This window comes from Pedobacter psychroterrae (genome assembly GCF_004331695.1).
In the GTDB taxonomy this organism is placed as follows: Bacteria; Bacteroidota; Bacteroidia; order Sphingobacteriales; family Sphingobacteriaceae; genus Pedobacter; species Pedobacter psychroterrae.
The window spans coordinates 213,776-228,092 of record NZ_SJSL01000003.1 but is presented as its reverse complement, the minus strand read 5'-3'; the positions used below and the strand labels follow the sequence as shown (position 1 = coordinate 228,092).

Below are 14,317 nucleotides of genomic sequence, written 5' to 3'. Positions count from 1 at the left end.
CGATGGCCAGAGACACAAAACAATCCTTAACACAAAAAATTGTTTCGGGCAATGCGCTTACCGAAAAGATCAGAGACTGGAAAGACCAGGAGAAAAAAATTGTTTTTACTAACGGTTGCTTTGATCTCATTCATCCCGGTCACATCGCCTATCTCAATGAAGCGGCCAGTCTTGGAGATGTATTAGTAGTTGGATTAAATACCGACCAGTCTGTAAGGAAACTCAAAGGAGCTGACAGGCCAATAAACAACGAATTTAGCAGGGCGCAATTACTTGCTGCTATGTTCTTTGTAGATGCTGTAGTCTTTTTCAACGAGGACACTCCATTAGCACTCATCAAATCAGTTGAACCTGACGTACTGGTTAAAGGAGGTGACTATCAGATTGAAAATATAGTAGGTGCGGCAGAAACGCTTGAAAGAGGCGGTAAAGTTGAAGTTTTAAGCTTTTTACCCGGCTACTCTTCCACTTTGATCATAGAGAAAATAAAAAAACATTAAGCGACGAACTGTATTGAAAACACCCTCAAAAATCCTTGTTATACGGTTCAGTTCAATGGGAGATATTATTTATACCACGCCCGTAGTACGATGCCTCAAACAACGCTTCCCGGATGCAGAAATACACTTTTTAACAAAAGAACAGTTTAAATACATCTATCAGAACAATCCTTATCTCACAAAGCTCCATTTATTAAAACCCAGGCTTTTTGATACCATCAGCTCCATCAAAGCAGAACAATTTGACCTCATTATAGACTTGCACAATAACCTGCGCACTTCCATAATAAAAGCAGTTACCCGGATTCCTTCTTCTACATATAAAAAAGACCGGATCCACAAATGGCTTGCCTTAAAATTTAAATGGTCAAGATTTATATCATCAAAGCATCTGGTAGACAGATACATGGATACAGTTAAATTTTTTGGGGTAGAAAACGATGGTAAGCCCATTGACTATTACATTTCTAAAAATTACGACATACAGGAGCTGCTACCTCCATCACATCATCAAAAATTCATCACGTTTATCATTGGTGCAACCCATTTTACAAAAAGAATGCCCAATAATCAGATTATAGAAATTTGCAGAGGCATTAACCTTCCTATTGTATTATTAGGGGGTGCGGATGTTAAAGAAAATGCTTTGGAGATCAAAGCTGCATTAGGCGACCAGGTATATGACACCTGCGGATCGATAAACTTGGATCAATCTGTATTTCTGGTATCTAAAGCCCATAAAGTAATAGGCTTTGACACTGGTCTCACGCATATCTCAGAAGCATTCAACAAACCACTTGCCTCTATTTGGGGAGGCACCACACCAGAGCTTCTTGGCGTTTCTCCCTATCAGATCTCTGATTCCCTGATAGTTGGCATTGAACTACCTTGCAGGCCATGTTCAAAATTTGGACTGGAGCAGTGCCCGCTAGGGCATTTTAAATGCATGAAAAACATTCCGCCAGATCCAATTGTTAACTTTATAAATTCTTAACATCATAAGTTCTCAACGCGCGTACATGAAACAGCTCATATTAATAAGGCATGGTAAATCTGATTGGGGCAACAGCCATCTGTCTGACTTTGACAGACCCCTAAATGCCAGAGGACATAGAAATGCACCGGAAATGGCCCAAAGAATACTGGACAAAGATCAGGTACCTCAGTTGTTGGTCAGCAGCCCTGCATTAAGAGCCTTCACTACAGCCAAACATTTTGCACAAGTATGGCAGATTCCTGCCGATCAGATAAAAACTGAGATGGGCATCTATAATGCAAATGTGATCGCCTTGTTAAAGATCATCAACACATTTGACAACCAATACGACAGCATTGCTGTATTTGGCCACAACCCCGGGTTTACGGATCTGGCAAATTATATCAGCGATGCCGACATCTACAACCTGCCCACCTGCGGCATCGTATCGCTGACATTCTATACAGAAGACTGGGCAGAGATCAGTATTGGCAATGGTACACTGCTGGATTTTGACACACCAAAAGGGCTAAGCGAAGATTAAAACTGCAGATGCTTTACAGTCAGCCCGTTATTGATCAGCTGCATTAAAGAATCAATCCCAATCCTTAAATGGGTTTCCACATAATTGGTGGTCACATTGCTATCGCTCTCTGCCGTCTTTACTCCTTCCGGTATCATCGGCTGGTCAGACACCAGCAGCAGCGCGCCTGTAGGTATCTTATTGGCAAATCCGGTAGTAAAGATAGTGGCCGTTTCCATGTCAACCGCCATGGCACGAAGTGTTTTCAGGTATTTTTTAAACTCCTTATCATGCTCCCAAACCCTGCGGTTGGTGGTATAACAAGTTCCTGTCCAGTAATCCCTGGAGTGGTCTCGTATTGTGGTTGATATCGCCTTTTGTAGTGCAAACGAAGGAAGGGCTGGAACTTCAGCCGGCAGGTAATCATTAGATGTCCCCTCACCTCTGATTGCTGCTATGGGCAGGATCAGGTCCCCCAGCTGGTTTTTCTTTTTCAACCCGCCGCACTTCCCTAAAAACAGCACTGCTTTGGGGCCAATTGCGCTCAGCAGGTCCATCATAGTAGCTGCCAGCGGACTTCCCATCCCAAAGTTAATAATGGTAATCCCATTGGCCGTTACACTTTGCATAGGCTTATCCAGCCCCATGATCGGTGCATGCTCATGCCATTCAGAAAACATCTGCAGATATTTACTGAAGTTCGTCAGCAATATATATTCACCAAATTCTTCCAGCGGCCGACCGGTATATCTCGGCAACCAATTTTTAACGATCTCGGCCTTAGATTTCATTCCCGATTTTACAGGAGAATTCACCTCTTTTATTTTCTTAGCCTTGGCAACTACCTTCTCATCTTTCTTTACATCTTTTTCTTCATTCATCTTTTTCCATTTTACGATTTCTCATTTACTACTTATTCTGCGCCCTCAGACCAGAAAAATCACCTTCTCAGAGAAGACATCAGCGCCCATGTTGCGAAGCTTCAGGGGATGCAGTCTTCGAAGAGAATGGTTATTTTTCCTTCTTCGAAGAGAACGGTTATTTTTCACATTGATGTGACGCATATGCCAAATAACAATATAAAAAAAATCCCCGGTAATTTACCGGGGATCAAATTCTTTATGCAGCTTTCAGCTTTTTAAAATCAGCCTTTTCAAATTTCTCTACCGCGTAGTCGAGTGTGATCACCAGCTCCTTTATCGAGGGATCCGACGGGATCTCAAACATCGCATCCAACATGATCGCCTCGCAGATAGACCTCAGTCCCCTCGCACCCAGCTTATATTCCATTGCCTTATCTACTATGAAATCCAGCACTTCATCTTCAAATACCAGGCTTACATTTTCAAATTCAAACAACTTCACGTACTGACGGAATAAAGAATTCTTAGGTTCAGTAAGTATGTTGCGTAAAGCTTCCCTGTCCAATGGATTAAGGTGTGTCAATACCGGTACACGGCCTATCAGTTCAGGGATCAGTCCAAATGACTTCAAATCCTGTGGGGTAATGTATTTATATAGGTTTTTAAGATCCAGCTCTACATCATCTTTTTTCACTTTATAGCCCACTGCCTGCGTACGCAACCTATTGGCAATCTTCCTTTCGATGCCATCAAAAGCACCACCGCAAATGAACAGGATATTATTCGTGTTCACCGGGATCATCTTCTGGTCCGGATGTTTACGTCCGCCCTGAGGAGGTACGTTTACTACCGTTCCTTCCAGGATTTTCAGCAATGCCTGTTGCACACCCTCTCCAGATACATCTCTGGTAATAGAAGGATTGTCGCTCTTACGTGCCACCTTATCCACCTCATCAATGTAAACGATGCCACGTTCAGCCGATGCAACATCATAATCTGCAGCCTGCAGCAGGCGTGTAAGGATACTTTCTACATCCTCTCCTACATACCCTGCCTCTGTCAGCACAGTCGCATCGCAGATACAAAAGGGCACATGCAATATTTTAGCGATCGTCTTTGCCAGTAAAGTCTTGCCCGTACCAGTTTCGCCGACCAGCATAATATTTGATTTCTCAATCTCCACCTCATCACCCTTGTCTACCTTCTGGCTCAGGCGCTTGTAGTGGTTATATACCGCTACAGACAATACCTTTTTGGCATCATCCTGACCAATTACATACTGATCTATATGCGCTTTGATCTCTTGCGGTTTTAACAAGGTAACTGAAGGATCCAGCGCTTTACCTTTTTTGCTGCTACCCAGTTCCTGTACCAGGAGCTGATTGGCCTGCGTTACACATTTATCGCAAATGTATGCATCCAGACCCTCTATAAGCATTAAAGTATCCTGCTTGCCAGAGCCGCAAAAAGAGCAGCGTGATTCTTTGTTTTGTTTCGCCATTTTTAATCTTTCTTACTGCTGCTTCCCAGCACCTCATCAATCATCCCAAAGCTTTTAGCCTCGTCTGCCTTCATCCAGTAGTCACGGTCTGAAGCTTTTTCTACCCACTCATAAGTTTGCCCCGAATGAGTGGCAATAATATCGTACAGCTCTTTTTTCAATTTCAGCATTTCTCTCAGGTTGATCTCCATATCTGATGCTACTCCTTGTGCACCTCCAGAAGGCTGGTGGATCATCACACGTGAGTGTGTCAACGCTGCACGTTTACCTGCAGCGCCCGCTACCAATAGCACCGCACCCATCGAGGCAGCCATACCTGTACAGATTGTAGCCACATCCGGTGTGATATACTGCATCGTATCGTAAATACCAAGACCAGCATATACAGAGCCACCGGGCGAGTTGATATAAATCTGAATGTCCCTGTGGTTGTCTGTCGACTGCAGGAACAACAGCTGCGCCTGAATGATATTTGCATTTCCATCGTAGATCGCATCACCTAAAAAGATGATCCTGTCCATCATCAGACGCGAAAACACGTCCATCTGTGCTACATTAAGCTGACGTTCCTCAATGATATAAGGGGTCATGCTTTTTGGAGAACTATTTGTCGCACCTATATAACGGTCTACATTTAAACCATTAATACGGTGATGTTTAACAGCATATTTTCTAAATTCGTCTTTATCTATCTTCATGATATCGTATTGTTTCTTAAATCCTGTTTATTGTACCAAAGTAAAAAAACTAAGTTGATTATTTATTGTGGTATTGTAAAATTTGAATAGTTGTTTATATAAATAAGGCGGCCTTAATAAAGCCGCCTTATCTGTAAAAGTATATAAATTAAAATGATGCTATATATAATAGTACGCCTATTTTAATTCTATAAACTTGTTGTAAGCTATTTCTTTTTGGTCTATCGTAGCGGCCGACTGAATGTAATCAAATACTTTAAGGGCTTTTACCTCATCAAATATCCTGTTTGCATTGTCTTTCTCTTTAAGGAAAGTTGCTGTGTACTGGGCCAGCTGATCCTCAGGCATCGGAGAAGGGCTGTACATCCTGAACTGCGCATCCAAACGTTGCTTTGCAGTATGAAATACTTCTTCATATTTAATCTCGATGCTGTTGTCTTTAATGATCTTGTTTTCAATTAAAGTCCATTTCAGGTTCTTAGCAAAATCTTCATATCCCTCTGCCAGCTCCTGCTCAGTCAGTTTCTCGTTGGTAGCTTTCAGCCACTTACGCAAAAACTTATCAGGAAGTTCCATTTTTACACTTTCAAGCAAGCTGGTATAAATGTCGTTCTGCAACTTACGGTCAGCATCCTGATTAAACATTCCTTCTACTTCTTCGGTAATTTTGGCAGTAAAACCTGCCTCATCTGTTACCGCTCCTTCACCAAATAATTTATCAAAGAACTCAGGGTTTAAATCAGCTTCTTCTAAACGGTTTACATTTTTTACCGTTATACTGAATTTAGACTGCAGATCTTTAGCATCTTCTTCACCGATATTCAACAATTTGGCAATGATCACCTCATTCTTGTCAAAAGCTCCCTGAACATCAAGTTCTACTACATCGTCCTTTTTCAAACCCACCAAAGATTTCAAAATCTTTTTATCCGTCACCTGGTCTAAACGAATAGACCCTGTATGGTTAATGCCACCTTCAAAAACTGAACCATCTGCCGAAAGTTGTGTTAATTCGGCATAAAGTACATCATCCTCTGCCGAAACTTCAGGATTTGTCATTTTGCCATAGCTTTTACGAATATTTTTGATACGAGCAGCCAAGGTGTCTTCATCAGCTTTGACGTCGTATTTAGTGAATTTATTTTTAGAAGTGATGTTTACGTCAACTTCAGGAGCAAGACCCAGTTCATAGTCAAACTCAAATTCGTCTGTAAAATCCCATTTAAATTCTTTAGTATCATCCAATACCGGAAGTGGTTGCCCAAGGATGTCTACTTTATTATCAGTCAGGTGTTTATTTAATGTCTCGCTCAGCAGGTTATTGATCTCTTCTACCAGGATACTTCTGCCATACATCTTCTTAATATGTGCTGCAGGAACCATTCCTTTACGGAAGCCGGGAAGATTCGCTTTCTTAGCTTGCTCTTTTATAGATTTCTCAACTTTTTCAGTATAATCTTCTGGTGCAATTTTAATTTTTACAACTGCATTTAAGTCATTAATTTTTTCCTGTGTAATGTTCATCTTTAGCTGTGCGTATTGAGATGTGTTTATCAGAATATTTGGTATTCGCTTAGCACATCGATTTTAAATTTGTTTCTTAAACAATGCCTCTTTAAAAATAAAACCGTTTCAAATTTAATTCGAAACGGCCTTATTTTTTTGTGCGGAAGAAGGGACTCGAACCCCCACGCCGTGAAGCGCCAGATCCTAAGTCTGGTGCGGCTACCAATTACGCCACTTCCGCAGTTAGGATTGTTTTAGGACTGCAAAGATAGAGATAGTTTTCATTTCTCAAAACTGTTTTGCAATTATTTTTAATAAAAATTTCAATGCCTGTTTTACGCCTAAACCTACTCATACACCATCGTAGCGCCACTATCCTGATTACCAATTATATACTAGAGATAATCTGCAACCACAACAATCCCTACCTTAAAATTAAATATCCATCTTCCGCTCTTTGCGGCGCACGATTTACATAAAACTGTCTGTCAGACGGAGCCAAAGTACCCAATCCATCCACATATCTGTTAAACATACAAAACGATGCAGCTATCAAAACAGTGTCATGAATCTCTGTATCGGTCGCGCCAAAAGAGCGCGCATCCGAGATCTGCGAAGAGGTCACAGCCTTCCCTCCCTGTTGCACGCTGCCTGCAATAGTCAGCAGGGCTTTCATTTTGTCCGACAGCTCGCCCGCACCCATAAAGTCTGCTTTGATCGCATCGATCTGATTAATGTCGCAACCGAGGTAATGCCCCGCCAGCGCGCCGTGTACATTCTGACAGAAAAAACAATCGTTCAGGTAGGACACATAAGTACCTATCAGCTCCCTTTCACCCCGAGATAAGCTATTGTTGTCATCTCTCAACAGTATTTCAGCCAGCGCATTTAGCGGAGCCGCTGTTTCAGGCCGGTATTCCATCAGTCCCCTGATGCCCGGCAATTCATTTCCCAATGCTATATGCGCCATACTATGCTTGTTTTGGTGGCAGGTTATACCCCTTTACCATGTGTTTGCCCATCTCTTTATATACCTCCGGATCGGTCGGCGTCAGACTAGCCAATCCGTCCACGTACCTGTTGAACATGCAAAAGGCCGCAGCTATCAGCACCGTATCATGCAGTTCCTTATCCGTAGCGCCCAAATCCCGCGCAGCGGAAATATCCCCTTCGGTCACTTCCTTTCCCAATACCTGCACCTTTCCTGCTATGTGCAGCAGGGCTTTCAGCTTATCACTTACTGATGAGCGCTCCATATCTCTCAGCACCTCATCTACCAATGCTTCGTCGCCTTCGTACAGGCACCTTGCAGCTGCAGCGTGACTGCTCATGCAGAAAAAGCAGTCGTTGCGTTTTGAGACATACGCGGCGATCAGCTCTCTATCGGCCTGCGACAAAGGCGAATCTCCTCTCAATAACTCCTGCGCCAGATCGTACAGGTATTTTCCCGTTTCGGGCCTGAACATTACCAAAGATCTTATGCCCGGAACACCCTCCGGAACTTGTATATGTGCCATAAATATAATGTTAAACTTTTCTTTCTTTTACAAATAATACCACTACAAAACCTACCAAAAACACAGTAGAGAATATGAAAATCGCATTGCCATAGCCACCCAATTTTGCTACCAGCACGCCGATGAACAATACCGCAGTTCCGGTAAACAGTCTGCCGATGTTAAAGCAAAAGCCAGTAGCAGTAGCCCTGATACCAGTATGGAACAACTGAGGGATAAACGACGATAGGGCACCCTGACTTATCCCAAAAAATATAGCCAGCAACCCAATCTCAACAAACACCAATGGTGAAAAGGTGGTATTCAATTTAAACAACAAAAACGACATCACCGAACATACGGCAAAACTCAGCAGCATTGCCTTACGGGTACCGATCAGATTGACTACCCAGCCTGAGAAAAAGCCACCCGCCAGACCGCCCATACCCATACACATCATACTGAGGCCACGCTCCTTCTGCGCATCACCCGGTATCAGGCTTTGCACCCAGGTGGGCAACCAGGAGAAGATGGCCCAAAGGCCGATCAGCATCGTACCGAACATCAGCGAGCCTACCAATAATTCTCTCCTGTTTTCTGATGAATGCCATACGGGCTTTTTATGGCCGCTTGCTTTTTCTCTGCGATGCTCCAGCCACTGGTCTGATTCTTTAATCACAACCATACCCACCAACGCCAATACCACAGGCACAGCTCCTACAAAAAAACCTTCTCTCCAGGAGGATACTACAAAGTTGATCAGTCCTGCCGAAAATATCCCTACCGGAAAGGCAATAGACAAGATGCCAGTCACCACCGCTTTACTTTTCTTAGGCCATACCTCGCTCAGCAAGGTAAATGACACCACCAGCACTCCTCCTACCCCAAATCCGCTCATAAAGCGGCACATCACCACACCCATCCAGCTAGGCATCAGTCCCGTCATAAAAGTAAATACACCATAACAGACCATAGCATACAGCAGCGCACTTTTCCGCCCGATCCTATCGCTGATCAGTCCCCAGCTAAAACCTCCAAAGGCCCAGCCAAATATGAACAGCGCATTGATAAATCCGCTTACAGAATTGAGCTCCTGCGGGCCAAGATCTCCCTGCAGGTCTTTTACGACCACAGGGAGATATACAGACATGAGCGTAGATACCGTTCCGCCAAGGGCACTCGTTACAAAACACAGTGCAAACAACAAGGCCAGATAAGTATTATTTATTTTTGAGGCATCTTCGGCCACTTCTATATTTGCTACACTACTCATTTTTATTTTAATTAGCTTCCTTAAAAATTAATTAGATCAGGCATTACTATTTAAGCGGGTTCTCAAACACAAGCGCTACATAATAGATAGCACCTATTCTTGGGGATCCGTACGATTGCATAATCCTTTTGTTAAAGATGTTGCTTCCTCCCAGTTTGATTGTAGTGTTGTAGCGAGGCAGTTTTTTATTGATCTGTGCATCTACCATCGAATAAGCTTCGATCGTTCCAGGTCTTAGACCATTGAATGTACCATACCACTTAAACGCGCTCTGCCAGTGCCAAGCCAGGTTAAACCCGAAATCTTTGACTGCGTTGGCATTGCCAAAGGTTACGTTGGTGCTGTATTTTGGGGTATTGAATTGGGCTATATTATTAATATTGGCTTCGCCAATATTAAAGTCAGACAAAGTCGCGTTACCACCAAGTACATAGCCTTTATCCAATAAGTAAGTGATCCCGGCGCTTAGACCTTGAGCAGACACCTCGTCTGTGGCGTTAGTGTACAATTGAAAAACGCTTACCGTTTGTGGTTGTTGTGCGAATATATCAGCTGCAGCTGCAGGATTGACCTTTCCATCTGTTCCCAGGACCGGACTAGCCGGTCTCATCACAACAGTGCTCAGTAAGAAATCTGTATACGAACTGTGATAATAATTTAAATCAACCAAAACTCTATCGTTAATCAGACCTTTATAGCCGACCTCAAAAGCTTTTTGTTGCTCAGGTTTGACATAAGCAACGTTAGACTTTACAAGGATATCCTTATTTGCAGCTATCGCTTGTTGTGGTGTCATACCGCCACCAATAGCCGCTCCTACAGCAGGGAAAAATGCACCTGCTGAGGCTGCTGTAAATGAATTTTCATATACATTCATACCCGCACTATTGGCTGGCGCACCACCTAATATCGTAATAGGGCCTACGTTAAGCTTAATAAATTGATCCACAGGAGTTGGATTTCTAAATCCAGTTTGATAAGATGCTCTGAAGTTATGAGATTTCGCCAAAGTATACACACCTGAAAAGCGAGGTGTAAAGTTACCATCAAAATTCTCATTCTTATCATAGCGGATAGAGGCACTCAATTTCAACTTATCATCCAGCAACTTTTTACTGGCCTGAACAAAAGCACCATATTCTTTAATACCAATCTTGTTTTCTTTATCGTCAAAAAGACTTCCATTGGTAAACATCTTGTAGTTACGGAAACTACCGCCGGCCAATAACTCAACCACTTTCACAGCGCTTGAAAAATCATACTGTCCGTCTGTATGATAAAATTTACTATTACTAAATACACCGGCACCACTTAACCCATAATTGTGGATGGAAGCATCCTTGGCTTTTTCAAATGCATCTGTACCAGGCAAAAACCTGCCCTGATCAGCAAAAGTACGTGCAGCAGAATGGCTATTAGGTGTTACCCCATTAGCGCTACCTAAAAAAGCCGCTTTATAGCGTGCAAACCAAGTCGCATCAGCCTGATTAGGCGCTACAGTATTTCCGCTTAGGTCTTTAACCCAATCCCTGTTAATGAACTGTGCAAGAGAACGTGTGTTATAAGAGTCATGAGAGTTCTCGCTGACTACATAGCTGCGCAAGAAGAACTTGCTACCCTTCAGCTCAACCCGATGCGTCTGCAATACAAAATTGTTAAGATCAAAGCGACTGCTACCTGTATAACTGGCGGTACCACGACCAAAATTATACTGGTATATTGCTTCTATATTGTCGCTCAAGCGGTAGTGCAGGGCCCCATTTAATTTTAAACTATAGACACCGTAATTCATCAGGTCCTTTTCCTCATAGCCAGTACGGGAAACTACCCCAATGGTGCCCTCCAGGTTTTTTGTAACCTCATCCCCATAAATGTTCAGTGCATCTCTCGTTGGGTTATTAGGCCCTTTTTGTGCATCCGCGGTTATGCCACTCACATCAGTAAAATCATTTGCATACCAGTCTGTACCTTTCAAATACGAAGCATTGATCTTAAATGCAAAGCGATCATTAAACGATTTAGCGTATCGCAATGCAAAATCATTGATACTTTTTGGATCTTCAAAGCTTTCCCCAATATGATTGAACCCGGTTTTAACCTGTACTGACAAACCCTGATGTGTAAAAGGATCTTTAGTCTTCACACTCAATAATCCGTTAAATGCCACCGGACCATATAGCGCTGAAGCAGCACCCGGAATTACCTCGGCCGATTCGATATCCATATCTGAAGCTCCAAACAGGTTACCAACAGAGAAGTTAAGTCCCGGAGTCTGATTATCCACTCCATCTACCAATTGCAGAAACCTTGAATTTCCGGTAGTATTAAATCCGCGGGTATTTACCTGTTTGTAGGTGATACTGCTCGTCACCGCCTCCATCCCCTTCAGGCTTTGCAGCCCATCGTAAAAAGTAAAAGAAGGATTTTCCTTGATGGCTTTTAGGGACATCTTTTCAACACTTACGGGTGATTGCAAAATACTTTCATTTACCCTGGCTGCTGAAGACACCACCTCGTTTAGCATAATCGATTTAGTCACGAGTACTGCCGATACATTTTGAGATGCTGAAGTAATTTCTACCTCCTGTGTTTCATAGCCTACGGCTGAGATAACGATGATAAATGGCAGTTTTCCATTAAAATTCAGGGTAAAATTCCCTTTGGAATTGGTAGTGGTACCCACTACTTTGTCTTTGACCTTGATACTGGCGCTACCCAGTGCTGCGCTACCGTCGGCAGCAGTCACAGTTCCCGAAATTTTAACATCCTGTGCTACCAGGTTTACTGTGCAAAACAGTAAAATAAAAAATAAAAGTTTACGCATGTTTGTTGGTTTGGTTTATATATGGTTTGTTTGTTCTTGGTTTTTATTTCTTCAGGTGCTCATACCCCTGAGGCAACCGGGTATATCCATGATTTACCAGCCGTTCGGCTAGCACTCCATAATATGCCGGATCAGCCGGTAATGCAGTTCCCATGCCATCTACATAGCGGTTATACAGACAAAAAAGGGCGGCAATCAACACTGTATCATGGATCTCTACATCCGTAGCCCCTGCTGATTTCGCGCGGGCTATCGCCTCTTCACTGACGCTTTTACCACTCTGCCTGGTCAGGGCAGCAATGTGCAGTAGCGCTTTCATTTTTTCACTCACAGGCGCGGTTTCAATATTCTCCTTTACTTTTTGCGCCGTAATAGCCTCCCCCGCCAGCAAATCTGCCGCTGCAGTATGGGCAGTAGTACAAAAAGTACATTCATTGCCATGCGAAACTACCGTTGCAATCAGCTCGCGCTCAGCTTCTGTAAGGGAAGACGGTCCGCGGAGCAGGAATTGGGTAAGGTCACGAATGGGCTGTGCGGTGGCTTTACTGTATTCCAGCAAACCCGTTATCCCGGGCAAATGGCTTTCTAAAGGAATGTGTGGCATAGATTCTTTTGTAACGTTGTTTATACAATTGGCAATATATTTGGATTTGATAAAAATATTGTTATTATTTGAAATTCCAAATATTAATTTAAAATAAAATTATATTGCCCCGTAATCTCCTTTAAACGCTTTGGGTAAAGGTCTCCTACCAATTAGCTATTATCGCTTTATACACACTTTTAATATTGATTATTATTGCGCAACTTAGTAGGAAATGCGTTCAAAATATGTGCAATAAAAACCTTCTCCTTTGTCTGCTGCTTAATCTTACTGTAGGTTACGCTGCCATCGCTCAGCATCTAAGTACAACCATTACAGCCGGAACACCGGAAGTCGCGGGCTTTTCAGCCCAAAGACTTACCAAACTTGACAACGCAATGAAAGAATGGACAGACAAGGGCTGGATGAACGGCGCGGTAGCTCTTGTCATCAGAAATGGAAAGATTGCTTATTACAACGGTGTAGGCTATAATGATATAGAAGCAAAGCAAAAAATGCCCAAAGAAGGCATCTTCCGGATTGCCTCACAGACCAAAGCCATCACCAGCGTAGCCATCATGATGTTGTTTGATGATGGAAAACTATTGCTTAACGACCGGGTATCTAAATTCATTCCCTCATTCAGCAAACCTACGGTACTGGATAAATTCGAAGCAAAAGACACAACCTATACTACCCTTCCGGCCGCAAGGGAGATCACCATCAAAGACCTGCTGACCCATACCTCCGGACTGGGCTATGCACAAATCGGATCGCCGGAGGCAAATGCCATTTATGCCAAAAGTAACATCACTGCCGGACTAGGCGTAAAAGAAGGAACACTGCTGGAAGCAATGACACGCCTGGGCAAACTGCCCCTCATGCATCAGCCCGGACAGCGCTGGACCTACGGACTCAATACCGACCTGCTAGGATGCATAGTGGAAGTGGTTTCAGGCATGAGCCTCGATCAGTTCTTCAAAACCCGCATATTTCAACCAATGGGAATGAACAGTACCTATTTCTCCGTACCTGAAAGTAAATCTGACCAACTGGTAAATATGTATACTGAGGACCAGCAGGGAAAGCTCATCAAAGGAGGCAACAAGATCTTTGGCACCCCTACGGCATCAAATTATCCCCTGATCGGCAGCACCTACTATTCCGGTGGCGGAGGTCTTAGTGCGCCAATCATGGACTACGCAATATTTCTGCAAATGCTTTTGAACGGTGGCGAATACAATGGCGTAAGGTTGCTCGGCCGCAATACGGTAAGGATGATGACGATGAACCAGATCGGCGACCTGAGCCTGGGCGATGATAAATTTGGCCTGGGTTTTGGTATAGTCACTGAAAAAGGGAGTGCCAACACACCCGCGCAAGCAGGCACTTTTAGCTGGGGTGGTGCATTTTCCACTTCTTACTGGGTAGATCCAAAGGAAAAAATGGTACTGCTCTTCTACCGTCAGTTGCAGAGTTCCTCACATGGTAATGTGACAGAAAGGTTCAGGGCACTCACTTATCAGGCGCTGAATTAATAAAGGCTTCTTCTTTGAGCGAAAAAAGCCGCACTG

General features: G+C 43.3%; 13 protein-coding genes and 1 tRNA gene. 4 read left to right on the top strand and 10 right to left on the bottom strand.

Features of this window, described 5'->3' with window-relative positions; genetic code table 11:
- Positions 1-2 precede the first annotated feature (2 nt).
- Genes rfaE2 through EZ437_RS14700 form a run of 3 tightly spaced genes read left to right on the top strand, consistent with a single transcriptional unit; the run spans position 3 to position 2,020 of the window.
- Positions 3-500, top strand: coding sequence for a D-glycero-beta-D-manno-heptose 1-phosphate adenylyltransferase (gene rfaE2, locus EZ437_RS14710; RefSeq protein WP_131596819.1), 498 nt, complete (start codon positions 3-5; stop codon positions 498-500).
- 55 nt (positions 501-555) lie between these two features.
- Entirely contained in the window at positions 556-1,494 is a 939-nt protein-coding gene (locus EZ437_RS14705; protein ID WP_131596818.1) for a glycosyltransferase family 9 protein, read from the top strand.
- 25 nt (positions 1,495-1,519) lie between these two features.
- Complete coding sequence (locus EZ437_RS14700) at positions 1,520-2,020, top strand: SixA phosphatase family protein (RefSeq protein WP_131596817.1); 501 nt, start codon at positions 1,520-1,522, stop codon at positions 2,018-2,020.
- On the opposite strand, the gene EZ437_RS14695 is transcribed toward EZ437_RS14700, so the two are convergent.
- The 10 genes from EZ437_RS14695 to EZ437_RS14650 all read right to left on the bottom strand — a co-directional run bounded on the left by EZ437_RS14695 (position 2,017) and on the right by EZ437_RS14650 (position 12,764).
- On the bottom strand, positions 2,017-2,880 hold the full coding sequence (locus EZ437_RS14695; RefSeq protein WP_131596816.1) for an AMP nucleosidase: 864 nt from the start codon (positions 2,878-2,880) through the stop codon (positions 2,017-2,019). The two genes, EZ437_RS14700 and EZ437_RS14695, sit on opposite strands and share 4 nt — an antisense overlap.
- 238 nt (positions 2,881-3,118) lie before the next feature.
- Positions 3,119-4,363, bottom strand: a complete 1,245-nt coding sequence (gene clpX / locus EZ437_RS14690) for an ATP-dependent Clp protease ATP-binding subunit ClpX (RefSeq protein WP_131596815.1) — start codon at positions 4,361-4,363, stop codon at positions 3,119-3,121.
- A 2-nt stretch (positions 4,364-4,365) separates the two neighbouring features.
- Positions 4,366-5,061, bottom strand: coding sequence for an ATP-dependent Clp endopeptidase proteolytic subunit ClpP (gene clpP / locus EZ437_RS14685; protein WP_131596814.1), 696 nt, complete (start codon positions 5,059-5,061; stop codon positions 4,366-4,368).
- 177 nt (positions 5,062-5,238) lie between these two features.
- Positions 5,239-6,585, bottom strand: a complete 1,347-nt coding sequence (gene tig / locus EZ437_RS14680; protein ID WP_131596813.1) for a trigger factor — start codon at positions 6,583-6,585, stop codon at positions 5,239-5,241.
- A 141-nt stretch (positions 6,586-6,726) separates the two neighbouring features.
- Positions 6,727-6,808, bottom strand: a tRNA-Leu gene (locus EZ437_RS14675).
- 183 nt (positions 6,809-6,991) lie between these two features.
- On the bottom strand, positions 6,992-7,537 hold the full coding sequence (locus EZ437_RS14670) for a carboxymuconolactone decarboxylase family protein (RefSeq protein WP_131596812.1): 546 nt from the start codon (positions 7,535-7,537) through the stop codon (positions 6,992-6,994).
- A 1-nt stretch (position 7,538) separates the two neighbouring features.
- A complete protein-coding gene (locus EZ437_RS14665) occupies positions 7,539-8,084 on the bottom strand; it encodes a carboxymuconolactone decarboxylase family protein (RefSeq protein ID WP_131596811.1) in 546 nt (181 codons plus the stop codon).
- Between the two features lie 10 nt (positions 8,085-8,094).
- Positions 8,095-9,336 (bottom strand): MFS transporter, encoded by a 1,242-nt coding sequence (locus EZ437_RS14660; RefSeq protein ID WP_131596810.1) that lies wholly within the window; start codon positions 9,334-9,336, stop codon positions 8,095-8,097.
- Positions 9,337-9,382: 46 nt separating this feature from the next.
- The gene (locus EZ437_RS14655) at positions 9,383-12,160 is read right to left on the bottom strand and encodes a TonB-dependent receptor (protein WP_131596809.1); all 2,778 of its coding nucleotides are present in this window, start codon (positions 12,158-12,160) and stop codon (positions 9,383-9,385) included.
- A gap of 43 nt (positions 12,161-12,203) precedes the next feature.
- Positions 12,204-12,764, bottom strand: a complete 561-nt coding sequence (locus EZ437_RS14650; protein ID WP_131596808.1) for a carboxymuconolactone decarboxylase family protein — start codon at positions 12,762-12,764, stop codon at positions 12,204-12,206.
- Between the two features lie 227 nt (positions 12,765-12,991).
- Between EZ437_RS14650 and EZ437_RS14645 the strand changes: the two genes are divergently transcribed.
- The gene (locus tag EZ437_RS14645; protein WP_131596807.1) at positions 12,992-14,281 is read left to right on the top strand and encodes a serine hydrolase domain-containing protein; all 1,290 of its coding nucleotides are present in this window, start codon (positions 12,992-12,994) and stop codon (positions 14,279-14,281) included.
- Positions 14,282-14,317: the final 36 nt, after the last annotated feature.

Bases quoted from the DNA above. Each gene is read 5' to 3' on its own strand.
- rfaE2 (WP_131596819.1), top strand. From the start codon at position 3: ATGGCCAGAGACACAAAACAATCCTTAACACAAAAAATTGTTTCGGGC.
- EZ437_RS14705 (WP_131596818.1), top strand. From the start codon at position 556: ATGGGAGATATTATTTATACCACGCCCGTAGTACGATGCCTCAAACAA.
- EZ437_RS14700 (WP_131596817.1), top strand. From the start codon at position 1,520: ATGAAACAGCTCATATTAATAAGGCATGGTAAATCTGATTGGGGCAAC.
- EZ437_RS14695 (WP_131596816.1), bottom strand. From the start codon at position 2,880: ATGAATGAAGAAAAAGATGTAAAGAAAGATGAGAAGGTAGTTGCCAAG.
- clpX (WP_131596815.1), bottom strand. From the start codon at position 4,363: ATGGCGAAACAAAACAAAGAATCACGCTGCTCTTTTTGCGGCTCTGGC.
- clpP (WP_131596814.1), bottom strand. From the start codon at position 5,061: ATGAAGATAGATAAAGACGAATTTAGAAAATATGCTGTTAAACATCAC.
- tig (WP_131596813.1), bottom strand. From the start codon at position 6,585: ATGAACATTACACAGGAAAAAATTAATGACTTAAATGCAGTTGTAAAA.
- EZ437_RS14670 (WP_131596812.1), bottom strand. From the start codon at position 7,537: ATGGCGCATATAGCATTGGGAAATGAATTGCCGGGCATCAGGGGACTG.
- EZ437_RS14665 (WP_131596811.1), bottom strand. From the start codon at position 8,084: ATGGCACATATACAAGTTCCGGAGGGTGTTCCGGGCATAAGATCTTTG.
- EZ437_RS14660 (WP_131596810.1), bottom strand. From the start codon at position 9,336: ATGAGTAGTGTAGCAAATATAGAAGTGGCCGAAGATGCCTCAAAAATA.
- EZ437_RS14655 (WP_131596809.1), bottom strand. From the start codon at position 12,160: ATGCGTAAACTTTTATTTTTTATTTTACTGTTTTGCACAGTAAACCTG.
- EZ437_RS14650 (WP_131596808.1), bottom strand. From the start codon at position 12,764: ATGCCACACATTCCTTTAGAAAGCCATTTGCCCGGGATAACGGGTTTG.
- EZ437_RS14645 (WP_131596807.1), top strand. From the start codon at position 12,992: ATGTGCAATAAAAACCTTCTCCTTTGTCTGCTGCTTAATCTTACTGTA.